This is a genomic window from Mycobacterium sp. 1165196.3 (assembly GCF_001673415.1).
In the GTDB taxonomy this organism is placed as follows: domain Bacteria; phylum Actinomycetota; class Actinomycetes; order Mycobacteriales; family Mycobacteriaceae; genus Mycobacterium; species Mycobacterium europaeum_A.
The window spans coordinates 1-24,779 of record NZ_LZLU01000102.1; the positions used below are offsets into that span (position 1 = coordinate 1).

General features: G+C 68.4%; 21 protein-coding genes, 1 tRNA gene and 2 pseudogenes. 10 read left to right on the forward strand and 14 right to left on the reverse strand.

Translation table 11 applies throughout. The features are described 5' to 3' along the window. The 4 genes and pseudogenes from A5659_RS10620 to A5659_RS10635 all read left to right on the forward strand — a co-directional run. Positions 1-447: pseudogene (locus A5659_RS10620) on the forward strand (FMNH2-dependent monooxygenase); the annotation flags it as partial. Next, a complete protein-coding gene (locus A5659_RS10625; RefSeq protein ID WP_067022718.1) occupies positions 444-1,568 on the forward strand; it encodes an LLM class flavin-dependent oxidoreductase in 1,125 nt (374 codons plus the stop codon). The pseudogene A5659_RS10620 and the gene A5659_RS10625, both read left to right, overlap by 4 nt. Then, positions 1,565-2,968, forward strand: coding sequence for an NtaA/DmoA family FMN-dependent monooxygenase (locus tag A5659_RS10630; RefSeq protein ID WP_066880381.1), 1,404 nt, complete (start codon positions 1,565-1,567; stop codon positions 2,966-2,968). The genes A5659_RS10625 and A5659_RS10630 overlap by 4 nt, the downstream gene beginning before the upstream one ends. A gap of 215 nt (positions 2,969-3,183) precedes the next feature. Next, positions 3,184-3,906 (forward strand): SDR family NAD(P)-dependent oxidoreductase, encoded by a 723-nt coding sequence (locus tag A5659_RS10635; RefSeq protein WP_255362081.1) that lies wholly within the window; start codon positions 3,184-3,186, stop codon positions 3,904-3,906. 16 nt (positions 3,907-3,922) lie between these two features. On the opposite strand, the gene A5659_RS10640 is transcribed toward A5659_RS10635, so the two are convergent. Beyond that, a tRNA-Asn gene (locus tag A5659_RS10640) sits at positions 3,923-3,995 on the reverse strand. A gap of 152 nt (positions 3,996-4,147) precedes the next feature. On the opposite strand from A5659_RS10640, the gene A5659_RS10645 reads away from it, so the two are divergent. Then, positions 4,148-4,426 carry a hypothetical protein gene (locus A5659_RS10645; protein WP_066869612.1) on the forward strand — a complete coding sequence of 93 codons (279 nt, stop codon included), beginning with the start codon at positions 4,148-4,150 and terminating at the stop codon, positions 4,424-4,426. Here A5659_RS10645 and dnaG read toward each other — a convergent pair. The 3 genes from dnaG to A5659_RS10660 all read right to left on the reverse strand — a co-directional run bounded on the left by dnaG (position 4,410) and on the right by A5659_RS10660 (position 8,342). Next, a complete protein-coding gene (dnaG, locus tag A5659_RS10650) occupies positions 4,410-6,362 on the reverse strand; it encodes a DNA primase (RefSeq protein ID WP_066880379.1) in 1,953 nt (650 codons plus the stop codon). The genes A5659_RS10645 and dnaG overlap by 17 nt on opposite strands. Positions 6,363-6,391: 29 nt before the next feature. After that, positions 6,392-7,009 (reverse strand): superoxide dismutase family protein, encoded by a 618-nt coding sequence (locus tag A5659_RS10655; RefSeq protein ID WP_067180926.1) that lies wholly within the window; start codon positions 7,007-7,009, stop codon positions 6,392-6,394. 67 nt (positions 7,010-7,076) lie between these two features. Beyond that, complete coding sequence (locus A5659_RS10660; RefSeq protein ID WP_067180930.1) at positions 7,077-8,342, reverse strand: deoxyguanosinetriphosphate triphosphohydrolase; 1,266 nt, start codon at positions 8,340-8,342, stop codon at positions 7,077-7,079. An 88-nt stretch (positions 8,343-8,430) separates the two neighbouring features. Between A5659_RS10660 and A5659_RS10665 the strand changes: the two genes are divergently transcribed. Next, the gene (locus tag A5659_RS10665) at positions 8,431-10,419 is read left to right on the forward strand and encodes a TPM domain-containing protein (protein ID WP_067180939.1); all 1,989 of its coding nucleotides are present in this window, start codon (positions 8,431-8,433) and stop codon (positions 10,417-10,419) included. Between the two features lie 173 nt (positions 10,420-10,592). Here A5659_RS10665 and A5659_RS28490 read toward each other — a convergent pair. The 3 genes and pseudogenes from A5659_RS28490 to A5659_RS10680 all read right to left on the reverse strand — a co-directional run. Then, positions 10,593-10,746 (reverse strand): annotated as a pseudogene (locus tag A5659_RS28490) (hypothetical protein); the annotation flags it as partial. Positions 10,747-11,265: 519 nt separating this feature from the next. Continuing rightward, the gene (locus tag A5659_RS10675; protein WP_067180941.1) at positions 11,266-12,483 is read right to left on the reverse strand and encodes a PPE family protein; all 1,218 of its coding nucleotides are present in this window, start codon (positions 12,481-12,483) and stop codon (positions 11,266-11,268) included. A gap of 250 nt (positions 12,484-12,733) precedes the next feature. Continuing rightward, positions 12,734-14,125 (reverse strand): glycine--tRNA ligase, encoded by a 1,392-nt coding sequence (locus A5659_RS10680; RefSeq protein ID WP_066869656.1) that lies wholly within the window; start codon positions 14,123-14,125, stop codon positions 12,734-12,736. A gap of 190 nt (positions 14,126-14,315) precedes the next feature. Here A5659_RS10680 and A5659_RS10685 point away from each other — a divergent pair, with 190 nt between their 5' ends. Next, positions 14,316-14,744: a helix-turn-helix transcriptional regulator gene (locus A5659_RS10685; RefSeq protein WP_197497975.1), complete on the forward strand. Its 429-nt coding sequence runs from the start codon at positions 14,316-14,318 to the stop codon at positions 14,742-14,744. After that, the gene (locus A5659_RS10690; protein WP_066869589.1) at positions 14,741-15,136 is read left to right on the forward strand and encodes a Fur family transcriptional regulator; all 396 of its coding nucleotides are present in this window, start codon (positions 14,741-14,743) and stop codon (positions 15,134-15,136) included. Before A5659_RS10685 ends, A5659_RS10690 begins: the two co-directional genes overlap by 4 nt. Before the next feature lie 4 nt (positions 15,137-15,140). Here A5659_RS10690 and A5659_RS10695 read toward each other — a convergent pair whose 3' ends face one another. The 3 genes from A5659_RS10695 to recO are packed head-to-tail and all read right to left on the reverse strand — an operon-like array spanning position 15,141 to position 17,276. After that, positions 15,141-15,569: a hypothetical protein gene (locus tag A5659_RS10695; protein WP_066869587.1), complete on the reverse strand. Its 429-nt coding sequence runs from the start codon at positions 15,567-15,569 to the stop codon at positions 15,141-15,143. Beyond that, positions 15,569-16,486 (reverse strand): decaprenyl diphosphate synthase, encoded by a 918-nt coding sequence (locus A5659_RS10700; RefSeq protein WP_082972018.1) that lies wholly within the window; start codon positions 16,484-16,486, stop codon positions 15,569-15,571. Before A5659_RS10700 ends, A5659_RS10695 begins: the two co-directional genes overlap by 1 nt. After that, positions 16,479-17,276 carry a DNA repair protein RecO gene (gene recO, locus A5659_RS10705; protein ID WP_066869584.1) on the reverse strand — a complete coding sequence of 266 codons (798 nt, stop codon included), beginning with the start codon at positions 17,274-17,276 and terminating at the stop codon, positions 16,479-16,481. Before recO ends, A5659_RS10700 begins: the two co-directional genes overlap by 8 nt. A 61-nt stretch (positions 17,277-17,337) precedes the next feature. Between recO and A5659_RS10710 the strand changes: the two genes are divergently transcribed. Both A5659_RS10710 and A5659_RS10715 read left to right on the forward strand, forming a co-directional pair. Then, the gene (locus A5659_RS10710) at positions 17,338-18,828 is read left to right on the forward strand and encodes an amidase (protein ID WP_067180944.1); all 1,491 of its coding nucleotides are present in this window, start codon (positions 17,338-17,340) and stop codon (positions 18,826-18,828) included. Between the two features lie 63 nt (positions 18,829-18,891). Next, positions 18,892-20,349 (forward strand): aminotransferase class I/II-fold pyridoxal phosphate-dependent enzyme, encoded by a 1,458-nt coding sequence (locus A5659_RS10715; protein WP_066880367.1) that lies wholly within the window; start codon positions 18,892-18,894, stop codon positions 20,347-20,349. A gap of 17 nt (positions 20,350-20,366) precedes the next feature. On the opposite strand, the gene A5659_RS10720 is transcribed toward A5659_RS10715, so the two are convergent. From A5659_RS10720 to A5659_RS10735, 4 genes are all read right to left on the reverse strand, one after another. Continuing rightward, on the reverse strand, positions 20,367-21,152 hold the full coding sequence (locus tag A5659_RS10720; RefSeq protein ID WP_067180947.1) for an SDR family oxidoreductase: 786 nt from the start codon (positions 21,150-21,152) through the stop codon (positions 20,367-20,369). A 187-nt stretch (positions 21,153-21,339) separates the two neighbouring features. Next, entirely contained in the window at positions 21,340-22,239 is a 900-nt protein-coding gene (gene era, locus A5659_RS10725; RefSeq protein WP_066869571.1) for a GTPase Era, read from the reverse strand. After that, on the reverse strand, positions 22,232-23,542 hold the full coding sequence (locus A5659_RS10730; protein WP_066869568.1) for a hemolysin family protein: 1,311 nt from the start codon (positions 23,540-23,542) through the stop codon (positions 22,232-22,234). The genes era and A5659_RS10730 overlap by 8 nt, the downstream gene beginning before the upstream one ends. Next, positions 23,539-24,753, reverse strand: coding sequence for a hypothetical protein (locus A5659_RS10735; RefSeq protein ID WP_066869650.1), 1,215 nt, complete (start codon positions 24,751-24,753; stop codon positions 23,539-23,541). Before A5659_RS10735 ends, A5659_RS10730 begins: the two co-directional genes overlap by 4 nt. Between the last annotated feature and the right edge of the window lie 26 nt (positions 24,754-24,779).

Below are 24,779 nucleotides of genomic sequence, written 5' to 3' on the forward strand. Positions count from 1 at the left end.
CCGCGGGTCTACGAATTCGCCGCCGCCAGCGCCGACCTGGTCTTCATCACCCCGCACGACGAGGGCTCGCTGCGGGCCATCCTGGCCGATGTGGGCCACGCGCAGCGGGCCGCCGGCCGGAAGCTCAAAGTCTATGCGGACCTGGTGGTGTCGCTGGTCGACGATCCACTGGCGCCCGCAGCGGCCATCTCGTCCGATGCACTCGTATTCGTCGGCAGCACAACTGATTTGGCGGATCTCCTGCTCGCCTGGCAGGACGCCGGTGTCGATGGGGTGCGGCTGCGGCCCGCGGTCAACGCCCTCGACCTGCCCGCCATCGTCGACGACCTGGTGCCGCGCCTGCAGCGCGCCGGCCGGTTTCGCACCGGCTACCGCGACGGCGAGACACTGCGCGACCGCCTCGGGTTGGCGACCGCACCGAACCGCTACGCGACGGCGCCGTCATGAGCATCACTCCCCTGTCGATCCTCGACCTCGCGCCCATCAGCGCCGGCAGCGACGCCGCGACGGCACTGCGCAACACCATCGATCTGGCCCAGCACGCCGAGCGCTGGGGCTACCGACGCTACTGGCTGGCCGAGCACCACTTCGTCGCGGTCGCCAGCTCCTCGCCGGTGACGCTGATCGGCCAGATCGCCGCGGCCACCGAGCGAATCCACGTCGGGTCGGCCGCCGTGCAGATCGGCCACACGACGGCGCTCGCCGTGGTGGAAAGCTTCGGCATCCTCGACGCGCTCTACCCCGGCCGCATCGACATGGGGCTGGGCCGGTCCGGGCAGCGGCGCAAGGAGGCCGCCGCGGCGCCGCCCCCGGTCCACTCCGAGCGTGCGCCCACGCCGTGGCGTGAGGTCGACGGGCTTGTCATCCCCGCACCCTTCGACCAAACACCGCTGATGAAAAGCGAGCGGATCCGGGCGCAGGCCTCCGCGCTGGCGCAACCGTGCGCACAACCTCCCGACTTCGCCGACCAACTGGCCGACATCGAAGCGCTGCTGGCGGGCACCTACAGCGTCGATGGCCATGACCTACATGCCGTTCCCGGCGAGCGCGGTCAGTTGGCGCCGTGGATCTTCGGCAGCACCAAGGGGCAAAGCGCCGAGGTCGCCGGCGCCCGTGGGCTTCCGTTCGTCGCGAGTTACCACATCACCCCCGGCACGGCGCTCGATGCAATCACCGCCTACCGCAACGCCTTCCGCCCGTCCGCGCGGCTATCGGAGCCCTACGTGGTGGTGTCGGCCGACGTCGTGGTCGCCGAGGACAGCGCCACCGCGCGCCACCTCGCGTCCGGTTACGGCCGGTGGGTGTATTCCATCCGCAGCGGTCACGGCGCCATCCCCTACCCCGACCCCGATTTCTGCGAGCCCTTGACCGAGGAGCAGCAGGCGCTGGTGGCCGACCGCACCGCAACACAATTCGTCGGCAACCCCGACGAGGTCGCCGACCGGCTCGAACTGCTGGGCCGGGTCACCGGCGCCGACGAACTGGTGATCACCTCCGTGACCCACCGCCACGTCGACCGGCTGCGCTCGCATGAACTGATCGCCAAACGATGGGGACTGACCGGATGAGCGTTCGAGAAGCAGGCCACCGCAAGCAGATTCATCTGGGCGCCCACTTCCCCGGGGTGAACAACACCACGGTGTGGTCGGATCCGAGTGCGGGCAGCCAGATCGCGTTCGAATCGTTTGTGCACCTTGCCGAGACCGCCGAGCGGGGGCTGTTCGACTTCTTCTTTCTGGCCGAAGGCCTGCGGCTGCGTGAGCATCGCGGCAAGATCCACGACCTCGACGTGGTCGGACGGCCCGACACCTTCACCGTGCTGGCCGCGCTCGCCGCGGTCACCGACAGGCTCGGCCTGGCCGGCACCATCAACACCACGTTCAACGAACCGTACGAAGTGGCAAGGCAATTCGCGACGCTGGACCACCTGTCCGACGGGCGGTCAGCCTGGAACATGGTCACCTCCTCCGACGCGTTCACCGGGGAGAACTTCCGCCGCGGCGGGTTCCTGGCCCACGCCGACCGCTACCACCGGGCCGAGGAATTCATCACCGTCGCGCGGCGGTTCTGGGACAGCTGGACGCCCGATGCCGTCGTCGCCGACGTCGACGCCGGGATCTATGCCGACCCGGCCCGCATCGGCGTCGTCGAGCACCACGGTCCGCAATTCGACGTCCGCGGCGTCGCCTCCCTGCCGGCCGGGCCGCAGGGCCACCCGGTGCTGCTGCAGGCCGGTGACTCCGACGACGGCCGTGACTTCGGGGCCAGGCACGCCGATGCCCTGTTCACCTTGCACGGGTCGCTCGAGGCGGGTCAGCGCTACTACAGCGACGTCAAGAGCCGTGCCGCGGCCTACGGGCGCGACCCCGACCAGCTCAAGGTCCTGCCCGGCGCGACGTTCGCACTGGGAGACACCGCCGAAGAGGCGCAGGACAACGCCCGCCACATCCGCGAGCAGCAGGTCAGCGGCCCGACCGCGATCGCATTCCTCGAACAGGTGTGGGGCGTGGACCTATCGGCCTACGACCCCGACGGGCCCCTGCCCGACGTCGATCCCGTCGAGAACCCGAACATCACCCGCGGGCGGGTCCGGCACGGCGACCCCAAGACGGTCGCCCAGACCTGGCGCGCCCGGGCGGAAGCCGAGAACCTGTCGATCCGCGAGCTGATCATCGAGGTGACCAGCCGCCAGCAATTCGTCGGAACGCCGGCACAGGTCGCCGCCGAGATCGATCGCTACGTGCAGTCCGATGCCTGCGACGGCTTCATCCTGGTGCCGCACCTGACGCCGCACGGCCTCGACGAATTCGTCGCCAAGGTGGTGCCGCTGCTGCAGGAGCGCGGTAGCTTCCGCACCGAATACCGCGGCCACACGCTGCGCGACCACCTGGGCTTGTCACCCACCCCCGGGCGGGCCGGGCAGCCGACCGGCGCCGAGCGCCTCGAAAGCCGGCGCGCCACAGGCTAATCCGTGACGATGACGGGTGCCCGCCCGGGCAGGCGATGGCCGGGCCATCGGGATGCGCGCTCAGCCGCGTGACCTCATCGGTGCGCCAACGCGCAGCGGCATCGAGGCGAGCACTCCTAATAGTCTGGGGTCACAGTAGATTCACGATTCGCGGCGTGCCACCGGGTGGTGCGTCGACCGCCTCGTCCGCGACAGACCGCGCAAGGAGACCTCCGTTGACCGCAGATCACGCCCGTCAGAAAGTCGCGATCATCACCGGCGCCTCCCAGGGCATGGGTGCCGCCCTGGTTGACGCCTACCGCGAACTCGGCTTCGCGGTGGTGGCCAATTCGCGATCGATCGCCGCCGGCGCTGACGCCGAGGTGGCGGCCGTCGCCGGTGACGTGGCCGATCCCGCGACCGCCGACCGCATCGTCGCGACGGCGCTGGACCGGTTCGGCCGGGTGGACACGCTGATCAACAACGCGGGCGTGTTCGTGCCCAAGCCGTTCACCGAGTACACGCCGGCCGACTACGAGTTGGTGACGGGGGTGAACCTGACCGGCTTTTTCCACATCACCCAGCGCGTCATCGCCCAGCTGCTGAGGCAAGGCGGGGGCGGCCACGTGGTCAACATGACCACCTCCCTGCTCGAGCAGGCAAACTCCGGGGTGCCGGCGGGATTGACCGCGCTCACCAAGGGTGGCCTGGCGGCGGTGACCAAATCGCTGGCCATCGAATACGCCCGCAACGGGATCCGCGTCAACGCCATCTCCCCCGGCAACATCGCCACGCCGATGCACGCCGACGACGACACGACCGCGCTGGCCGCCATGCATCCGCTGGGCCGGATGGGCACCATCGCCGACATCATCGAGGGGATTCGCTACCTAGAGGGCGCGTCGTTCGTGACCGGCGAGACGCTACACATCGACGGCGGCCAGAGCGCCGGCCACTGAGACGTTCAGAGAAGTGCTCCCCCGCCTGGACTCGAACCAGGAACCCTTCGGTTAACAGCCGAATGCTCTGCCAATTGAGCTACAGGGGACTAACCCGATCGCGGGACGAACTCTAGCGTACTGGCACGACCGCACCCAACTAGCGTGGACCACCCTCGGGCCGCCCATAGACGGGGATCGACCGCGCGGGCGCCCCGGCCGGTGAGGCAGGATGGAGCCATCGATAGTCGGGAGGAAAGTTTTGATCCGGTATGTCGTGGTGCTTGGGCTGGGTTACGTGCTGGGTTCGAAGGCTGGGCGTCGCCGATACGAGCAGCTCGTCGGCACCTATCGCGCGCTGACCAGCAGCCCCGTGGCCAAGTCGATGATCGAAGGGGGGCGGCGCAAGATCGCGAATCGGATCTCACCCGATGCCGGTTTTGTCACCCTGACCGAGATCGACGACCAAACGGCCATCATGGAACGCGACGCCGAGGGCTCGGCCGACGACGTGCTGACGCCGTCTAATCGTCGCCGCTAGCCTGCTCTAGCAGGCTGCGCCGGTAGGACTCCATCGCCACCAGGTCCCCGAATAGGGCGTGGTACTCGTCGCCCTGCTCAATCGGTGACATCCGCTGCAGCTTCGACTTCACCTCGGCGATCTGCCGGCCCATCCACACCTCTTGCAGCCGGGCCAGCACGCCGCCGATGTAGCGCGGCAGCTTCTCCTCGTCGACCGCGATGGCCTCCACCCCCAACTCGCTGGCCAGGCCGGCGGTCAGCGGCGACGAAGCCTGCTCACGCACCGCCTCGATCCATTGCGCGCCGGTGATCCCGCTCGAGGTGCCCCCCGCCGTCTCGATGGCCGCGCGGATGGCCGCGTATCCGGGATGGGTGAAGCTCTCGACCGTCAGCGTGTCGAACACCGGCCCGGCGAACGCCGGGTATTGCAGGGCCGCCTTGAGCGCCTCACGCTGCGGCCACAGGGTGGGGTCTCGGGGGTCAGGACGGCTGGCGGCCGGCTGGGCCGCGGCGGGCGGCTGCGCCGCGCGGCGGGGCGCCTTGGGTCCGGAGCCACCGCGGGCCGCGGTGTTGGACGTCTTGGCCTGGCTGCGCACCCGGTCGATGACCTGCGCGACGTCGTCCCAGCCGACCCATCCGGCGAGCTGGCGGGCGTACTCGTCGCGCAGCGTGGGGTCCTTGATCTGGCTCACCATCGGCACGCAGCGGCGCAGTGCGGCGACCCGGCCCTCGGCGCTGTCCAGGTCCATCTCGGCGAGCGCCGAACGGACCGCGAACTCGAAGAGCGGGGTCCGCCGGGCCACCAGATCGCGCAGCGCGCCGTCACCGGACTTCAGCCGCAGATCGCAGGGATCCATGCCGTCAGGCGCGACGGCCACGAACGACTGGCCCGCCAGGTTCTGTTCGCCGCCGAAGGCCTTGAGCGCGGCGGCCCGCCCGGCCGCGTCGCCGTCGAACACGTAGATCAGTTCGCCGCGAAAGAAACTGTCGTCCATCATCAACCGGCGCAGCATCGACAGATGCTCGTCGCCGAACGCGGTGCCGCACGACGCCACCGCGGTGGTGACGCCGGCCAAATGCATCGCCATCACGTCGGTATAGCCCTCGACGACGACGGCCTGGTGCCCCTTGGCGATGTCGCGTTTGGCCAAGTCGATGCCGAACATCACGTTCGACTTCTTGTACAGCAGCGTCTCGGGCGTGTTGATGTACTTGGCTTCCATCGGATCGTCGTCGAACAGCCGCCGGGCGCCGAAGCCGATCACCTCGCCGGCCGAACTGCGGATGGGCCACAGCAACCGGCGATGGAAGCGGTCCATCGGTCCGCGACGCCCCTGCCGTGACAGGCCGGCCGCCTCCAGCTCCTTGAACTCAAATCCCTTGCGTATCAAGTGCTTTGTCAGCGAGTCCCAGCCCGAGGGTGCGAAGCCGCAACCGAAGTGACGGGCCGCGTCGGCGTCGAAGTTCCGCTCGGTCAGATACTGCCGGGCCGGTGCCGCCTCGGCGGATTCCAGCGCCGCCGCATAGAACTCCGCCGCCGCCGCGTTGGCCGCGACGAGCCGGCTGCGACTGCCGCGGTCGCGCTGCACGCTGGTCGCCGGGCCCGAGTAATTGATGGTGTGACCGAGCCGGTCGGCGAGCAGTTCGACGGCCTCGACGAAGCTGACGTGTTCGATCTTCTGGATGAACGCGTACACGTCGCCGCCCTCACCACAGCCGAAGCAGTGAAAGTGGCCGTGGTTGGGGCGGACGTGAAACGACGGCGACTTCTCGTCGTGGAACGGACACAGGCCCTTGAGCGAATCGGCGCCGGCGCGGCGCAACTGGACGTAGTCGCCAATGACCTCGTCGATGCGCACCCGCTCGCGGATGGCGGCGATGTCGCGATCGGGAATCCGGCCCCGACCCCGGGCACGGCCGTCGCCCTCCGCGCGTGAACCTGCCGGGCTTGACATCGGCTCAGTCTAAGTCGCGACGGCGCACGCTAGCCGGTACCGATGACGCCGCACGCGACCCGATCCATTGCGTTCTCGGTGTCCTGGGCGCCGTGCAGCATCAGCGCGGTCTTGTTGCCCGCCAGCAGGTCGTCCCGGTTGAACGAATCGGTGGTGGTGACCAGGTACGCCGAGCCGTCCTGCCGGACCTCGAGGGACGCCAAGTCGCCACTTTCGGGCTTGCCGGTGTGTCCGGGGGCCTGGTAGTGACCGCCGGCGGACAGGAAGTTGCCGGGCGCACCGCCGGTAGGCGCCACCGAGTTCGGCTCGCACTTGCCGATCTCGTGCACATGCAGGCCGTGGATGCCGGGCGTGAGGATGCCAGGCGCCACCGTTTTCACCGTCACGGTCACGTAGCCGCCGGTGAAGTCGAAGGTCGCGGTGGCCGCCGAACGGCCATCGGGCGTCTTCAGTTCCGCGCGCAGCGAGCCCGCGGCGGGCGCCGGGGTCGACGTCGACTCCCCGGACGACGGAGCGGCACTCTTCACCGGTGGTGTGGTGCCCGGCTGGGTGCTCGCATGCTGCGGTGAACTGCAGGCAGTCATGGCGACGACGGGAAGCCCCATCAACAAGGAGGCCACAAAGGGCGAGCCGCTGAATTTCTTCATGTCGGGCAGCCTAACTCGCGGCGGCCGCGCCGATTCCCAGACCGGACGACTTCCTGCCGACCGGCGACTACGGACCGGCCTGGCGGGTATCGATCCGTTCGAGCCGACCCTCGGTATAGGAGGCGATCTGGTCGACGATGACGCGCCACCGCGCGCCGTCGTCGGCCGCGGTGTTAAAGGCCGCAGCAAAGAACGGGTCCAGCGTGCGGGGCGCTCCCGCATACAGCCAGTGCGCCACCCGATGGATGCGTTCACGCTGCCCGGCTTGTGTTTCCTGATGACGCGGATCGGACATGATGAACTGCAGCGCCAGGATTTTCAGCAGGGCCACCTCGGCGCGCACCAGGTCGGGAACCTGCAACTGGGCCCGGTAGCGCACCAGCGGGCCGGGACCGGCCGCCGCGCGAGTGGTGGCGATGGCGGCCGAGGCGAACCGGCCGACCAGTTCACTGGTCAACCGCTTGAGCGCCACCGAAGCCGCGAGCGTGGCGTCGTACTTTCCGACGGCGGCGACCACCGGCAGGGCGGAGAGCCGTCGCGCCGCCGCCATGAAGTCGTCGGCGCGCACCCGGAAAAATTCGGTCTCGCCCAGTTTGGCCAGTGCGGCGGCCTCGTCTTCGTCGGCGAGCACCCGCAGGTCGATGCGCTGGGACACCACACCGTCCTCGACGTCGTGCACCGAATAGGCCACATCGTCGGCCCAGTCCATGACCTGCGCTTCCAGGCACATCCGCCCCTCCGGTGCGCCCGCCCGAACCCAGGCGGCCGGCTCGCGGTCGTCGTCGTAAAACCCGAACTTGCGTTGCGCTTCGCCGCGGGGCCACGGGTACTTGGTCACCGCGTCCAGCGACGCCCGGGTCAGGTTCAACCCCGCGCTATTGCCTTGCTCGTCAAGGACTTTGGGCTCCAGACTGGTCAAGATCCGGAAGTTCTGGGCGTTGCCCTCGAAACCGCCGTAGTCCGTCGCGACCTCGTCGAGCGCGCGTTCGCCGTTGTGTCCGTAGGGCGGGTGGCCGATGTCGTGGGCCAGTCCCGCCAGCTCGACGAGGTCGGGGTCGCAGCCCAGCCCGATCGCCATCCCCCGCCCGATCTGGGCGACCTCGAGCGAATGCGTCAGCCGGGTGCGCGGTGTGTCCCCTTCTCGGGGCCCAACCACCTGGGTCTTGTCGGCCAATCGACGCAGCGCGGCGCTGTGCAGGACCCGCGCCCGATCCCGGGCGAAGTCGGTGCGGTGCTGACCCTCGGCGCCCGGCAGCCACGCAGTCTTGGGCGCTTCGGCCACCCGTCGCTGACGGTCGAAGTCGTCGTAGGGGTCGTGCTGATTCCCGGTCACCGACGCACAGTCTGCCAGGGAACGCCCGCCGGAGTATGGCTCGACTCGGGCCTACTGGCCTGCATCGTCGCGGGGCTAGATTGGCCCTATGCGTTGCACCGCTCGCCTGATCGCCGTGATCGCGACGATCCTCACGGTCGGCTTCGGCGGCCTGCTGCTGGCGCCGGCCGCCGGCGCGCAACCCCCATTCCGGTTGGCCGACTACATCACCGACAACGCGGGTGCCCTGTCGGATTCCGGGCGCGCGGCGGTCGCCTCTGCTCTCGGCAAGCTGTACACCGACCGCCACATCCGGCTGTGGGTGGTCTACGTCGACAACTTCTCCGGGCAGAGCGCGGCCGGGTGGGCACAGCGCACCGTGACCAACAGCGACCTGGGCGCCTACGACGCGCTGCTGGCCGTCGGCACCCACAGCCGTGAATACGCCTTCCTGGTGCCCTCCACGGTCAAGAGCGTCACCGCAAATCAGGTCGACAAGTTGCGGCGCAACAAGATCGAGCCCGCCTTGCACGACGGCGATTGGAGCGGCGCCGCCGTCGCGGCGGCCAACGGACTCGACACCTCGCCCGATTCGTCGGGCCGGGTGGCGCTGCTGGCCGTGCTGGCGGGCATCCTGGTCGCGCTGGCAGTCCTGTTGCTGGTCATGCGTTATCGCGGTCGGCGCCGCCGCGCCGCGGCGTTGGCGGCGGCGCGTCGGGTCGACCCCACCGACGCCGATGCGCTGGCCGCGGTGCCCCCGCAGGCACTCGACGACCTGTCCCGCGAACTGGTGGTGGACGTCGACAACGCGTTACGCACCAGCGCCAACGAATTGGACCTGGCGGTCACGGAGTTCGGCGCCGACCGGACCCAGCCGTTCACCCAGGCCGTGACCAACGCCAAAGCCGCACTGTCCCAAGCCTTTACGATCCGCCAGCAACTCGACGACGACACGCCAGAGACGCCGGCGCAGCGCCGGGAACTGCTCACCCAGGTGATCGTGGCGGCGGCGCGCGCCGACCGGGAACTGGAGTCACAGACCGAGGCGTTCGAGAAGCTGCGGGATCTGGTGATCAACGCCCCCTCCCGGCTGGACGCACTGACACAGCAATACGTGGAACTCACCACCCGCATCGCGCCGGCCGAACAACGACTTGCCGCGCTGCACAACGACTTCAGCGCGGCCGCACTGACTTCGGTGTCGGGCAACGTGACCGCGGCCAAGGAGCGGCTGGCGTTCGCCGACCGCAACATCACCAGCGCCCGTGAGCTTGCCGCCCATGCCGTCAGCGGGCGGCAAGCCGGTCTGGTCGACGCCGTCCGCGCCGCCGAGTCGGCGCTGGGCCAGGCGCGCGCGTTGCTCGACGCGGTGGACAACGCGGCCGGCGACATTCAGCACGCCATCGACGGGCTGCCGTCGGCCCTGACCGACATCCAGCACGACATCGAGCGCGCGGACGAACTGCTGCGCCTGACAGCGAAGGTCAAGACCGCGCACACCGGTGATCTGGTTGCGGCGCGCGATGCCGCCCTCCGGGCCGTCGACAGCGCACGGGCCGGCGCTGCCGACGATCCGCTGGGCGCATTCGCTCAGGTGACCAAAGCCGACGCCGGCCTCAACGGGCTACTGGCCACCCTGGCCCAGGAGCAGGCCGCGGCCGAGCGGCTGAACCGGTCGTTGGAGCAGGCGCTGTTCACCGCGCAGTCGCGGGTGCGTGCGGTGTCGGACTACGTCGACACCCGCCGGGGCAGCATCGGCCCCGAGGCGCGCACCCGGCTCGCCGAGGCCAGACGGCATCTGCAGGCCGCGCAGGACAAACGATCGACGCTGCCGACCGAGGCGATCGCGCACGCCAACGCGGCGTCGACGCTGGCCGCCACCGCGCAGTCGCTGGCCAACGACGACGTGCAACTGGCGCAGCGGGCCTACGTCGGCCGCGGCGGCAGTGACATGGGTGCGATGCTCGGCGGGATCATCATCGGCAACATGCTCAGCGGCGGCATGCGGGGCGGATTCGGCGGCTGGAGCCCGACCTCGTTCGGCGGCAGCCCCGGTGCGTCCGGCGGCGGTTTCATGGGTGGCGGCGGCCGATTCTGAGCAGCGCCTGGCGCCGCTACCGCAGCGGTTTGGGTTTCGCCGGGCTCAGCCGGCTGCTGGGGAATGCGGGATCACACCCGATCCCCGCGACACGGTGTCGCCTTCCCACCCGCTCCACACGCCGTCCGCAACGGCGGTCGGGCGGGGAACGTCGGCCGGCTGTTCAAGGGTTTCGGCGTCCGGCTTCGGTGCCCAATGGTCATAGTCATCCGGCGGGACGACCACGCCCCACTTGAGCGGAACCGACAGCCCACCGAGCATGCCGGACTCTCCTCGAACTGCCGACACCGTGTCATCCGGCAACGGCGAACCGAGAGGCAAAAGCACCCCTGCCCCCTTCCACAGCCGATAGAGCGTTCGGGCGCTGTGGCGAACCTATTTACACCAACCGGTTCACATCGTAAGACAAAGTGAAGAAAATATGCGGGAATTGCCAATATTCTTCTGTCGAGCACATGCGAACCGACGGCGACCCGACACCGGATCCGCGCTCACGCCCGCCGGATGTCGCCGCCCGCCTGCACAACAAAGAAATGCCACGCGGGTCGGCTCGGCGGCTTCATCCCGCGAATCGACGCTCGCACATGCGTTGCCCCGCAACGGTTTAGCGCTACCAATAGGACGTGCGTTCGAGGGCCGACGAGTTTTCGAGCGGACCGCCGCCTGCGGATTTTCGCCCGGTTCCTGCGACGAGCCGCGCACCTGTTGCGGGTTTCACCAGACCAATCAGACGAATTCGGCGTTGCGCATACAACGTTCCGTCGGGGCGTATGCCGGCATATCGAAAAGTATCGAATTCCGGCCGCTTTGCACACTATTCACGTCTGCAACAGCAGCACCGCTGCACTATCCCGGGCGATTGCGCGGCACCACCTTGGGACGAGACCTGACCACCTGCGCCCTGGTCCCGCGGTCCTCGCCCTCGGGGGTCTTGTCACCGACCGGCATCGCCGTCATCGGCACACCACTGCCCGATCCGCCGGCCGCCGCGGCCGGCGCCCCGGAGCCCGTTCCGGACATCGCCGGGGTGGCGATGTAAGCCGGCATCGATCCCTGCCACGCCGCGGGCACCGTCAGCGACCCGACGAACCGCGCGCCGCCCAGGCCCGCCGTCGCAACGCCCAACGCGCCCAACCCTGAACCGGCCAACGGCGGCAAGTCCGACAGGACGCTGCCCGCGCTGCGCGGCGCGGCGAGGGGCGCGCTGGCCGCGCCCACCAACGCCGGCGCGCGAGAGAGCGGCGACGCGGCCGCCGCCGGTGCCGGGGCGGCACTTTGGGCAAGCGTCACCATGGGCGTCATCAACGCGGTCGCCGGGTACATTCCGGCCTGCGCCACCGACGTCAACGTCGCCACCGGCGTCGACGACAGCAACGAGACCGCCGGCGAGAGCGCCCCGAACACCGACTGCAGTTGGGAGACGAACGCGGTTCCCAGCGAGGACAGGCCCTGGAAGAACTGTGACGCGAGAGTCAGGGGTGCCGTCACCAATCCGGCCAGGCCCGACAGGTCCGCGGCGGGCGCGCCGCCGCCGAGGGCCGCCGGCGGCACGCTGAATTCCGGCAGCGCCTGCGCCATCGATTGGGCCCCGGCGTGATAGCCCAACATCGCCGCCACATCCTGCGCCCACATCTCGACGTATTCGAGCTCGGTCTGTGCGATGGCCGCGGTATTGATGCCAAAGAAGTTCGTGGCAGTCAGGACGAGCAACCGGGCCCGATTGGCCAGCACCTCCGGCAGCGGAACCGTCGCCACCAGTGCGCCCTCGAAAGCCAGTGCGGCGATCCGGGCCTGCAAGGCCGCCACCTCCGCCTGCGCCGCCGCGATGATCAGCCATTGCACGTAGGGCGCCGCGGCGCCGGTCATCGCCATCGACGACGGCCCCATCCAGGCGCTACCGGCCAGATCGGAAACCGTGGTGTGAAACGACGATGCCGAGGATGACAGCTCGGCGGCCAGCCCGTCCCACGCCGCGGCCGCCTCGAACAGAGGGCCGGCCCCGGGGCCGCCGAATATCAAGGCCGAGTTGATCTCAGGAGGGAAGAACACAAACGCGGGAATCATGTGCAACCCCAACCGACCGAGTCAACGGCTCCTGCCCCGGACGGAGCGACATCCACCCGCGGCCATTAGCTATCTACTTATGCCCCAGTGGCGATCCTAAGGCACCAGCACCGCGAAAAGCCGGACTTTTAAGCAAACCTTATTCCGCGGAATTCGGTGTGGGTGCGGATGCATCACCGGCGGCACGGCGGCCGGACCCGCGCCGATGCAACGGGACAAGCAATCTACAAGACGGCCCGCGAGTGGTCGATTAACAACCCTTGAGGCGCGCCGCCAGATAATCCGACACGGCATTCATCGGCACCCGCTCCTGGGACATGTCGTCGCGGCGGCGCACCGTCACGGCGTTGTCCTCGAGTGAGTCGAAATCCACCGTCACGCAGAAGGGCGTGCCGATCTCGTCCTGGCGTCGGTAGCGTCGCCCGATGGCACCGGCGTCGTCGAAATCGATATTCCAAAACTTCCGCAACTCGGCGGCCAGGTCTCGGGCCTTGGGACTCAAGTCGGCGTGCCGGGACAGCGGCAGCACCGCGGCCTTGACCGGTGACAGGCGCGGATCCAGCCGCAGCACCGTGCGTTTTTCCATCTTGCCCTTGGCGTTCGGGGCTTCGTCCTCGGTGTAGGCGTCGATCAAGAACGCCATGAACGACCGCGTCAGACCGGCGGCGGGCTCGATGACATACGGGGTGTACCGGGTGTCGGTCACCTGGTCGTAGAACGACAGGTCGACGCCGGAATGCTTTGCATGCGTCGACAAGTCGAAATCGGTGCGGTTGGCGACACCTTCCAACTCGCCCCACGGATTACCGGCGAAGCCGAACTTGTACTCGATGTCGACGGTGCGATCGGAGTAGTGCGACAGCTTGTCGGCCGGATGTTCAAATAGCCGCAAGTTCTCCGGATCGATACCCAGTTCGACATACCAGTGCAGGCGGGTGTCGATCCAGTACTGATGCCATTCCTTGGCGGTCGAGGGCTCGACGAAGAACTCCATTTCCATTTGTTCGAACTCGCGGGTCCGGAAAATGAAGTTGCCCGGGGTGATCTCGTTGCGAAAACTCTTGCCGATCTGACCGATTCCAAAAGGCGGCTTCTTGCGGGCGGTGGTCACCACGTTGGCGAAGTTGACGAAGATGCCCTGCGCGGTCTCCGGACGCAGATAGTGCAGGCCCTCCTCGGTTTCGATCGGACCGAGGTAGGTCTTGAGCATCATGTTGAATTCGCGCGGCTCGGTCCACCGGCCGGGTTCGCCGGTCTCCGGGTCGCGGATGTCGGCCAGCCCGTTGGGCGGCGGGTGTCCGTGTTTGGCTTCGTAGGCTTCAATGAGATGGTCGGCGCGATAACGCTTGTGGGTGATCAGTGACTCGACCAGCGGGTCGTGGAAGACCTCGACATGGCCGGAGGCCACCCAGACTTGCCGCGGCAAGATGATCGCCGAATCCAGGCCCACGACGTCGTCGCGACCGGTGACCACCGAGCGCCACCACTGGCGTTTGATGTTCTCCTTGAACTCCACACCCAGCGGGCCGTAATCCCACGCCGATCGGGTGCCGCCGTAGATCTCCCCCGAGGGAAAGACGAAGCCGCGCCGTTTGGCCAGGTTCACTACGGTGTCGATGACGGACGCCACGGGGTGGTGCACTCCCTTTCCGGGTTTGAGCGGGCACGCGCGGCGCTCGACCGCGGTGCGCAGAGCATCAGTCATGGTAGCGATCGGCACCGCGGTCTTTGACATGCGTCATCATGCATGTGACAGTGGATGGCAGCCGACAACGACTTTCACCGGCGACTACTTTCCCACTACCAGGCACTTCTCGAGGTGATGCCGCCCCATGATGACGTCCCCGTCACCTTCTGCCTCGATGCCGGCCGCCGCGGATGGCGACTCGGACCCGGGCCTCCTCGCCCACGACCACGACGCGCTGGGCGCCGCCGGGCACTCCGGAGGGGCCGCCTATCCCGTGCCGCCGCCGCGGGACATCCTCGATGCCGCCGGTGAGTTGTTGCGCGCGCTGGCCGCGCCCGTGCGCATCGCCATCGTGCTGCAGCTGCGCGAGTCGCACCGCTGCGTGCACGAGCTGGTGGACGCGCTCGGCGTGCCCCAGCCGCTGGTCAGTCAGCATCTCAAGATCCTCAAGGCGGCCGGCGTGGTCACCGGGGAGCGATCCGGGCGCGAAGTGCTCTACCGGCTCGCGGATCATCACCTCGCGCACATCGTGGTGGATGCCGTCGCGCACGCCAGTGAGGAGCCGCGCCAATGACCAGGGTCAGCGTCCGCTCCACCCGGCAGCGGGCGGCGATCTCCACGCTGCTGGAGACGCTCGACGAGTTCCGCTCGGCCCAAGAGCTGCACGACGAGCTGCGCCGGCGTGGCGAGAACATCGGCCTGACGACCGTTTACCGGACCCTGCAGTCAATGGCCGCGGCCGGGATGATCGACACGCTGCGCACCGACACCGGCGAATCGGTCTACCGCCGATGTTCGGAGCACCACCACCACCATCTGGTCTGCCGCAGTTGCGGCGCCACCATCGAGGTGGGCGATCACGAGGTCGAACAGTGGGCCAGCGAAGTGGCTGCCAAGCATGGCTTCTCCGACGTCAGCCACACCATCGAGATCTTCGGCACCTGCTCGGATTGCGGGGGCCGGTAACCGGTTACGCCGTCAGCGCCCGACGTATCTCGGCGCCGGTGTCGAGCACCAGCAGGATCAAGGTCCGCAGGGCATCGTCGGTCAGGCCGGCGCCGGGGAAGTTATAGCGCAGCATCACGTCGGCGGTTTTCGCCGCACTCCTGCCCGAATTGCGTTGCACCGCTTTATCGTTGACCTTCTCGACCATGGTCACGCTACCGAAGTTGCTGTCGCGGGCCTGCTTGGCCACCTGCTCGCTTAGCTTCTTGGTCGACGGCAGATCCCACGCCAGTATCTGGGTGAGCGAGACCAGATCGAGACCCTCGGCGATGTTGACCACCCGCAACGAGGCGATGGTGGCGTCGTGGCGCACCGTCACGGCGCCGTCGGCCTCCGCCTCGAGCGGAAGGACGTCGCCGAGTATCGATGCCAGGCGCTCCTGCAGCGGCGGCACTATGCGCTCCCGAATCTGCGGTTGCGGGAGGCGTATTCCTCACACGCCGCCCACAGGTCGCGGCGGTCGTAGTCGGGCCACAGCTTGTCCTGAAAGACGTATTCGGCGTAGGCCGCCTGCCACAGCATGAAGTTGCTGGACCGGTGCTCCCCCGAGGTCCGCAGGAACAGGTCCACGTCGGGGATGTCGGGCCGCTGCAGGTGATGCGACACGGTCGACTCGGTGATGCGCTCCGGGTTCAGCCGGCCGGCGGCTGCCAGGCGCGCGATTTCCCTTGTCGCCTCGGCGATCTCGGCGCGACCGCCGTAGTTGACGCAGTAGTTGACGGTGATGACGTCGTTGTCCTTGGTCAGGTCTTCGGCAATCGCCAGTTCGTTGATCACGCTGCGCCACAGGCGCGGCCGCGAACCCACCCACCGGATCTTGACCCCGATGGTGTTCAGGTTCACCCGGCGCATGCGCACCACGTCGCGGTTGAATCCCATCAGAAAGCGGACCTCCTCGGGGGAGCGCTTCCAGTTCTCGGTGGAGAAGGCGTACAGACTGAGCCATTTGATGCCGAGTTCGATTGCGCCACAGACGATGTCGATGACCACCGCCTCGCCCGCCTTGTGACCGTCGGTGCGGGTCAATCCCTGCTGGGTGGCCCAGCGGCCGTTGCCGTCCATCACGATGGCCACATGGTGGGGCAATCGGTCGGCCTCGATCTTGGGCGCGGCCGCCTTGGAAATGTGCTGTGGGGGCCGGCACGGCCCACCGTCGGCCGGGGGCGGCAGCTCGGGAAAGACGACCGGCCAGGTCGACTTGTCGGGGAACACCGGGTAGTCGTCGGGCGCGGGGGGCAGCTGCGGGAAATCGGCTGACGCCGTGGCGAGCTCGGCCTTTCGGCCCGAGCCGCCGGCCCAGAGTTTAGCCACAGTCCATATCCTGCCCGATCAGCGCCGCGCGCTGGTCGGCGATGGTGCGGTCGGCGTGATACGTCCGTTCCACCAGCGGCAGGGTCTTGAGCTGCCGCTCCAGATGCCACTGCAGGTGCGCGGCCACCAGACCGCTGACGTAGTTACGGTGCGACTGCGGGGTCTGCTCGGCGAAGTCCCAATCGCCGTCGTGCAGCGCGGACATCAGGTCCAGCACCCCCGGGGGCGGCGTCGTCGAACCGGCCGGGCGGCAGTGTGTGCAGACGCTGCCGCCGGCGCCGACGTGGAACGCCCGATGGGGACCGGGCGTGGCGCACCGGGCGCACTCGTTCAGCGCGGGCGCCCAGCCTGCGATGCCCATCGCGCGCAACAGGTAGGCGTCCAGCAGGAGGTCTCGGGACCGGCGGCCGTCGGCCACCGCCCGCAACGCGCTCACCGTGAGCCCGTGCAGCGCCGGGGCGGGTGCCCGCTCCTCGCCGGCGAGACGTTCGGCGGTTTCCAGCATGGCGCACCCGCACGTGTAGCGGCCGTAGTCGTTGACGATGTCGGTGGCGAACGCGTCAATGGAGACGACCTGGGTGACGATGTCGAGGTTGCGGCCGGGGTGCAGCTGTGCGTCGATATGCGCGAACGGCTCCAGCCGAGCACCGAATTTGCTGCGGGTGCGGCGCACGCCCTTGGCAACCGCGCGGACCAGCCCGTGCTCACGAGTCAGCAGGGTGACGATCCGGTCGGCTTCACCGAGCTTGTGCTGGCGCAACACAACAGCTCGGTCTCGGTATAGCCGCATCACAATAGTTTTGCACCCCGCCGCGACATTACGGGTATCCGCGCCGTTAGTCTCGTACCCCGTGATTGGCGCTTCTGGGTCGGGTCCCGGGTCCATTTCCGGATCCGGCCACCGGCGCCTGCCCACGCTCACTGACCTGCTCTATCAGCTGGCGAGCCGCTCGGTGACGTCCACCACACTGGTCGGTCGCTCGCTGCACGCCATCCACGCCAGCCAGCCCACGCTCAACGCCTTTCGGGTGGTGCTCACCGAGTCGGCGCTGGCCGACGCCGCCGAGGCCGACCGGCGCCGCGCGGCCGGCGACACCGCCCCGCTGCTGGGGATCCCGATCGCGGTCAAAGACGACGTCGACGTTGCTGGCGTGCCCACCGCCTTCGGGACCGAGGGGACGGTCGCGCCGGCGACGCACGATGCCGAACTGGTGCGCCGTCTCAAGGCGGCCGGCGCGGTGATCGTCGGCAAGACCAACACCTGCGAGCTCGGCCAGTGGCCGTTCACCAGCGGACCCGGTTTCGGGCATACCCGCAACCCCTGGTCGCGCCGGCACACCCCGGGCGGATCGTCGGGGGGCAGCGCCGCGGCGGTGGCGGCCGGACTGGTCACCGCGGCCATCGGCTCCGACGGCGCCGGCAGCATTCGCATCCCGGCGGCGTGGACGCACCTGGTCGGCATCAAGCCGCAGCGCGGGCGCATCTCGACCTGGCCACTGCCGGAGGCGTTCAACGGCATCACGGTCAACGGCGTGCTGGCCCGGACGGTGGCCGATGCGGCGCTGGTGCTCGACGCCGCCTCCGGAAACGTGGAGGGAGACCGGCACAAGCCGCCGCCGATCGTCGCCTCCGACTACGTGGGCAAGGCGCCCGGCCCGCTGAACATCGCGCTGTCCACCCGGTTCCCCTACACCGGCTTCCGGCCGAAGCTGCACCCGGAGATCCTGGCCGCGACGCGGGCAGTCGGCAAGCAACTCGAACTGCTCGGCCACACCGTGGTGCCGGGCAACCCCGATTACGGCATGCGGCTGTCGTGGGACTTCCTCGCCCGGTCCACCGCAGGCCTGCGCGATTGGGAGGAGCGGCTGGGCGACGGGGTGGTGCTGGACCCCCGCACCCTGTCCAACCTGCGCCTGGGCGCCGTGCTGGGCCAGGCGATCCTGCGCAGCGCGCGTCGCCACGAAGCCGAAGACCAGCGCCGGGTCGGCTCGATCTTCGACATCGTCGACGTGGTGTTGGCGCCGACGACGGCCCAGCCCCCACCCCTGGCACGCGCCTTCGACCGGTTGAGTGGGTTCGGCACCGACCGCGCCATGATTGCGGCGTGCCCGCTGACGTTCCCGTGGAACGTGCTGGGCTGGCCGTCGATCAACGTTCCGGCGGGCTTCACCTCCGAGGGCTTGCCGATCGGTGTGCAACTGATGGGCCCGGCGAACAGCGAGGGCATGCTGATCTCACTGGCCGCCGAACTGGAAGCGGTCAGCGGGTGGGCGAGCCAACAGCCCCAGTCGTGGTGGGACCAGACGACGGACGCGCCGGGCGCCGCCGGGCCCCACGCCTGACGCCTGTGTTTACGCAGGTAACTAGGACGAATTAGCCGCTGACAACTCGGGTATTCGTTGGCGATGGACCAATCGACCGCTCCCCTACTCGATGCGCTGGCCGATTATCGGGCCAAGAACCGTTACGGGTTCACCCCACCGGGCCACCGCCAGGGCCGCGGCACCGACGACCGCGTCCTGCAGGTGCTGGGCCGCGAACCGTTCCTCGACGACGTGCTGGCCAGCGGCGGGCTGGATGACCGCAGAACCAGCAACCAGTATTTGAAGCACGCGGAGGACCTGATGGCCGAAGCCGTGGGCGCCGACGTTGCCTGGTTTTCCACCTGCGGCAGCTCCCTGTCGGTCCGGGCGGCGATGATGGCCGTGGCCGGCGGCGACGGCAGCCTCCTGGTTGGGCGCGACAGTCACAAGTCGATCGTGGCGGGGCTGATCTTCTCGGGTGTGCAGCCGCGCTGGATCACTCCGCAATGGGACGCCGACCACCACTTTTCCCATCCACCCTCGCCGCAGCAGGTAGACGAGGCGTGGGACAAGCATCCCGACGCCGCCGGGGCGCTCATCGTGAGCCCCAGCCCGTACGGCACCTGCGCCGACATCGCCGGCATCGCCGAGGTGTGCCATCGGCGCGGAAAGCCGTTGATCATCGACGAGGCGTGGGGGGCACATCTGCCGTTCCACGACGACCTGCCGACCTGGGCGATGGATGCGGATGCGGACGTCTGCGTGGTCAGCGTGCACAAGATGGGCGCCGGTTTCGAACAGGGCTCGGTGTTCCATGTGCAGGGCGACCTGATCGATCAGGACCGCCTGTCGGCCTGCGCGGATCTGCTGATGACGACCAGCCCCAACGTCCTGCTGTATGCGGCCATGGACGGATGGCGCCGGCAAATGGTGGAGCATGGACACGAATTGCTCGGCGCCGCACTGGATCTCGCACACAAATTGCGTGCGGACATCGAAACTTTGCCCGGCGTCGAGGTGCTCGACGACGAGCTACTCGGGGCGCAGGCGTCCCACGACCTGGACCGCTTGCAGGTGCTGATGGACGTCTCGGGCACGGGCACCTCCGGTTACCAGGCCGCCGACTGGCTGCGCGCGAACGCTCACGTCGACACCGGGATGAGCGATCACCGCCGCATTCTGGCCACCCTGTCCTTTGCGGACGACAAGGCCACCGCCGGCCGTCTCACCGATGCGCTGCGGGCGTGGCGCAGGGCGGCCGACGACTTCGACCGCCCGCCGCAGATTGACCTGCCCTCTCCCGACGAGCTCCAGTTGGAGACTGTGTGTCTGCCCCGCGACGCGTTCTTTGGGCACGTGGAGGCGGTGCCCACCGATCAGGCCGCCGGGCGGATCGCCGCCGAACAGATCACGCCCTATCCCCCGGGCATCCCGGCGGTGGTGCCCGGAGAGCGTCTCAATGAGGCCGTGCTGAATTACTTGTGTTCCGGCGTGCGCGCCGGGATGAACACCCCGGATGCCGCCGATGCGTCGATGAAAACGATTCGGGTGCTGGCCTGATCCGCCGGGCCATCGGTTCAGTTGCCCCGCGGTTTCGACATCACCCGATTGCCAACGGCTTTGACCGTGTCCGGTAGCAGGCGGTTCGCCGCACCCATGACTTTTGTCAATGCGGAGCCGGCCACCACCTTCTGATCGCCTTGCATCAGCGCCTCGAATCCCTGCCGCGCGACCTGGGCGGGGTCGTCCTTGCGCATTTTGCCCATCAGGGAATCCACCATCTTGGCGCGGCCGAAGAAGTTGGTGTCGGTCGGTCCGGGCATCAAAGCGGTGACAGTGATTGCCGTATCGCGCAATTCGTCGTGCAGCGCCTGGGCGAAGGATTGGATGAACGACTTCGACGCGTTGTACACCGGCTGATAGGAACCCGGCATCTGCGAGGCGATGGACGAGGTGAACAGCACCTTGCCCGCATTGCGATTCGCCATGTCACGCAGAACCAGCTTGGCCAGGTGCACGGTGGAGCGCACGTTGAGATCGATGATGCTGAGGTCGTCGGCGAGCTCGCTCTTGAGGAACATTTCCCCGCGGCCGATCCCCGCATTCAGCGCGGCCGCGGCGAGCACGCGGTCGCCTTCGATTGCGCTCTCGTACACGTGCTCCACCCCCTCGGGGCCGCGCAGGTCCGCCTGGACCGGCTGCACCGCCGCGCCGAACTGCGAGAGTTTGCCGGGCACGTCGTTGATCCCGTCGTCTTCGGCGGCAACGACCAGGTCATAGCCATGCTGGGCGAACTGCTTGGCCAGTTCGAATCCGATGCCGCTGGACGCGCCGGTGACGAGCGCGAGTTGAGGTTGCGTCATAGGCCGCGGCTACCCGGGGCGAAGGCGACCAAACGCGCGGCGGATGCGCGCACCAAATTCACCCGGGCCAGATGCGTCGCCTCTGCTCGGCATATGGCCTTTTCCACGTGCGCTAGCGGCGGTGCTAGCACGAACGAAAGTCACCTCTTGGTCCGGCGACCGCGGGCGACGCCGTCGCGTGCGATCGCTAAAAGCCCAGCCGACCAAGCTGTTTGGGGTCGCTCTGCCAGTTCTTGGCAACCTTGACCCGCAGATCGAGGTAAACCTTTGTCCCCAACAACTTTTCGATCTGGGCACGCGCGGCGGTGCCCACCTCCCGCAGCCGGGCACCGCCCTTGCCGATGACGATTCCCTTCTGGCTGTCGCGTTCGACGTAGAGCAGGGCATGCACGTCGATCAGGTCGTCGCGGTCCTCCCGCGGGTTGACTTCGTCGATGACCACCGCCAACGAATGCGGCAGTTCGTCGCGCACGCCCTCGAGGGCGGCCTCCCGGATGAGCTCGGCCATCAGGACCTCTTCGGGTTCGTCGGTCAGCTCACCGTCGGGGTAGTACGCCGGGCCGGGCGGCAGCGCCGCGGCCAGCACGTCGATCAGGATGTCGACCTGCGCCCCGGTGACGGCCGACACCGGCACGATCTCCGCCGAGTCACCCACCAACTCGCTGACCGCCACCAGCTGGGCGGCCACCCGGTCTCTGGGCGTCTTGTCGATCTTGGTGACGATCGCGACCAGCGTCGTCTTCGGCGCGGTCGCGCGGATCTGTTCGACGATCCACCGGTCGCCCGGACCGATCGCTTCGTCGGCCGGGATGCACAGCCCGATCACGTCGACTTCGGAATAGGTATCGCGCACCAGATCGTTGAGCCGCTTGCCCAGCAGGGTGCGCGGCCGGTGCAGGCCCGGCGTGTCCACCAGGATGATCTGGAAGTCGTCGCGGTGCACGATGCCGCGGATGGTGTGCCGGGTGGTCTGCGGCCGCATCGAGGTGATCGCGACCTTGGTCCCGACGAGCGCGTTGGTCAGCGTCGATTTGCCGGTGTTCGGACGGCCCACCAAACATACGAAGCCGGAACGGAATTCAGTCATGCTGCTCGGATTCCTCGCCATCGGATGAACCGTCGGATTCGATCGGGCTGAGCAGCACGGTATTGATCCGCACCCGACCCCGGTGATCGGTGCCGCCTTCGGCCTGCAGCCGCAGACCGTGCGAGACCACCTCGGCGCCCGGCAGCGGCACCCGGCCCAGCTCGAGGGCGAGCAGGCCGCCCACCGTGTCGACGTCGAAATCGTCGTCGAACTCCACCCCGTACAGCTCGCCCAGGTCCTCGATCGGCAACCGCGCCGACACCCGGAAGTGCTTGTCGCCCAGGTCTTCTATCGGCGCCGTCTCCGCCTGGTCGTACTCGTCGGCGATCTCGCCGACGATTTCCTCCAGCACGTCTTCGATGGTGACCAGGCCGGCGATCGCGCCGTACTCGTCGACGAGCAGGGCCATGTGGTTGCGGTCGCGCTGCATTTCCCGCAGCAGCGAGTCCAACGGCTTGGAGTCCGGCACGAAGACGGCCGGCCGCATCACCTTCGACACCGGCGGGGTGCGGCCGCCGTCGCCGGACAGAACCGTCTGCTGGACAAGGTCTTTCAGGTACACGACGCCCACGATGTCGTCGACGTTTTCGCCGATGACCGGGATGCGGGAATGCCCGCTGCGCACCGCCAGGTTGATGGCCTGGCTGGCGAACTTGTCGCTTTCGATCCAGATCATCTCGGTGCGCGGCACCATCACCTCGCGGGCCGGGGTGTCACCGAGTTCGAAGACCGACTGGATCATCCGCCGCTCCTCGGCGGCCACCACGCCGCGCTGCTGAGCCAGGTCGACGACTTCACGCAACTCGATCTCGGAGGCGAACGGGCCGTTGCGCAGGCCACGGCCGGGCGTCACCGCATTGCCCAGCACCACCAGCAGGCGGCTGATCGGCATCAGCAGCCACGAAATTGCCTGCAGCGGAAGGACCGTCGTCAGCGCAATGGAGTAGGCGTTCTGACGGCCGAGGGTACGCGGTCCCACGCCCATCACGACGAAGCTGGTGACCACCATGATGGCGGCGGCGCCGAACAGCCCCCACCTGAGCCCGAAGTTGTCGTAGAGGAACACCACCAGCAGCACGGTCGCCGTGATCTCGCAGGTGATCCGCAGCAACACCACCAGGTTGATGTAGCGGGGCCGTTCGGACATGACCTTGGACAGGGCCACCGCGCCGGGCCGCTCGTCGCGCACCAACTCCTGAACCCGGGCCAGCGACACCGTGCTGATGGCCGCATCGATCGCCGCGAACAGTCCGCCGAGCGCGATCAGCGCGACTGCACCGAGCAGCTCAGACCAGCCGGTCATGAATCAGCGTTCTGCTCCTCGGCCCGGCTCCGGCGAGCGAGCAGCCAGGCGACCAGGCCGACCACCACCGCGAACCCCCCGAAGCGCAGCGCCAAAGTCCATCCGGACTGATTGGGCTGACCGGGCTCCTGATGATGCACGGCCAGCAACACCAGGAAGCTGCCATCGTCGGTCGGCCCGACGCCCGGCGTGGGCTGGGTCTTGATCACCCTGATCTGGGCGGGCGCGCTGCTGGTGTTGTCGATCTGCCCGAAGGCCAGGGTGGAGTCGTCGAGCAGGAAGGTGTCCTGGCCGCCCGCGGGTTGACTCCCGTCGTGACCCACCACCGACACGTGGCCCACCTCCACGGTCTCGCCCTTGGCGGGAACGAACACCGTGACGTTCTCGTACAGCTTCGGCGGCGCCGGCGGCTTGTAGTCGGGCGGCGGCGGACCGTTGTAGCCGTTCAACGGAATTGAGCCCCCGCCATAGAAGCTGCCCGCGGCCACGTAACTATCACCCACTGCGGTGAACGGGACGACGCCGACGGTCGCGGCGTCGAGCACCATCCGGCCTCCGCGCGGCAGGTACGCCTCCTGATAGGCGCCGTTGTAGAAGTAGCGGAACGTGATCGGCTGGTTGAGCGGGTTGTAGATGGTCGGGCGGCGATAGGAGTCGTCGTAGTCGAGGTAGTCCCAATGGCGCGGCCGGACGAACTTCTGATCATCCACCTTGAGAATGTCGACGTTCTCCCGGTGCGAACTCACGACGTTCTGCACCCGCTGGTTGAAGTCCACCTGGGTCGGCGGTTTCGGGGGGTTGGCGGGATCGACCCGCGCCACGGGTGCGGCCTTGGCCGCCGCGATCGCCAGCGAGGGCGCGTCCAGCCCGCGCGGCGGCGCCACGACCGGTGCGTTGCGCGGCGCGTCGGGGCCCGGCGGCGGGATGTCCAGCACCGGGACGTTCTGACCCGCGTTGGGCGGCGGGAGGACCAGTGGGTTGTGCGCCGGCGGCGGCATCGGGGGCGGCTCGTACGCCGGGATGGGAACTTCCGGCACCGGCGTGGGCGCGTTGCTCGGGGGTCCCTGGACCCCGCGGCGATCCTCGTTGCACACGTTCGCGGTGTGATAGGCGTTCACGTAGAACATGCAGTGCTGGCAGGAATCCGGGTTCGATCCGGCGCCCGCGCACGGGGCCGCCTGCGCCACCGAAGCGTTGGTGGTGACCACCATCGACAGCGGTGCGAAGGCGATGGCGG

Excerpts from the sequence above, each read along its gene's own strand:
- A5659_RS10625 (WP_067022718.1), top strand. The coding sequence starts at position 444 with ATGAGCATCACTCCCCTGTCGATCCTCGACCTCGCGCCCATCAGCGCC.
- A5659_RS10630 (WP_066880381.1), top strand. The coding sequence starts at position 1,565 with ATGAGCGTTCGAGAAGCAGGCCACCGCAAGCAGATTCATCTGGGCGCC.
- dnaG (WP_066880379.1), bottom strand. The coding sequence starts at position 6,362 with ATGTCAAGCCCGGCAGGTTCACGCGCGGAGGGCGACGGCCGTGCCCGG.
- A5659_RS10655 (WP_067180926.1), bottom strand. The coding sequence starts at position 7,009 with ATGAAGAAATTCAGCGGCTCGCCCTTTGTGGCCTCCTTGTTGATGGGG.
- A5659_RS10665 (WP_067180939.1), top strand. The coding sequence starts at position 8,431 with ATGCGTTGCACCGCTCGCCTGATCGCCGTGATCGCGACGATCCTCACG.
- A5659_RS10675 (WP_067180941.1), bottom strand. The coding sequence starts at position 12,483 with ATGATTCCCGCGTTTGTGTTCTTCCCTCCTGAGATCAACTCGGCCTTG.
- A5659_RS10685 (WP_197497975.1), top strand. The coding sequence starts at position 14,316 with ATGATGACGTCCCCGTCACCTTCTGCCTCGATGCCGGCCGCCGCGGAT.
- A5659_RS10690 (WP_066869589.1), top strand. The coding sequence starts at position 14,741 with ATGACCAGGGTCAGCGTCCGCTCCACCCGGCAGCGGGCGGCGATCTCC.
- recO (WP_066869584.1), bottom strand. The coding sequence starts at position 17,276 with ATGCGGCTATACCGAGACCGAGCTGTTGTGTTGCGCCAGCACAAGCTC.
- A5659_RS10715 (WP_066880367.1), top strand. The coding sequence starts at position 18,892 with ATGGACCAATCGACCGCTCCCCTACTCGATGCGCTGGCCGATTATCGG.
- A5659_RS10720 (WP_067180947.1), bottom strand. The coding sequence starts at position 21,152 with ATGACGCAACCTCAACTCGCGCTCGTCACCGGCGCGTCCAGCGGCATC.
- era (WP_066869571.1), bottom strand. The coding sequence starts at position 22,239 with ATGACTGAATTCCGTTCCGGCTTCGTATGTTTGGTGGGCCGTCCGAAC.
- A5659_RS10730 (WP_066869568.1), bottom strand. The coding sequence starts at position 23,542 with ATGACCGGCTGGTCTGAGCTGCTCGGTGCAGTCGCGCTGATCGCGCTC.
- A5659_RS10735 (WP_066869650.1), bottom strand. The coding sequence starts at position 24,753 with ATGGTGGTCACCACCAACGCTTCGGTGGCGCAGGCGGCCCCGTGCGCG.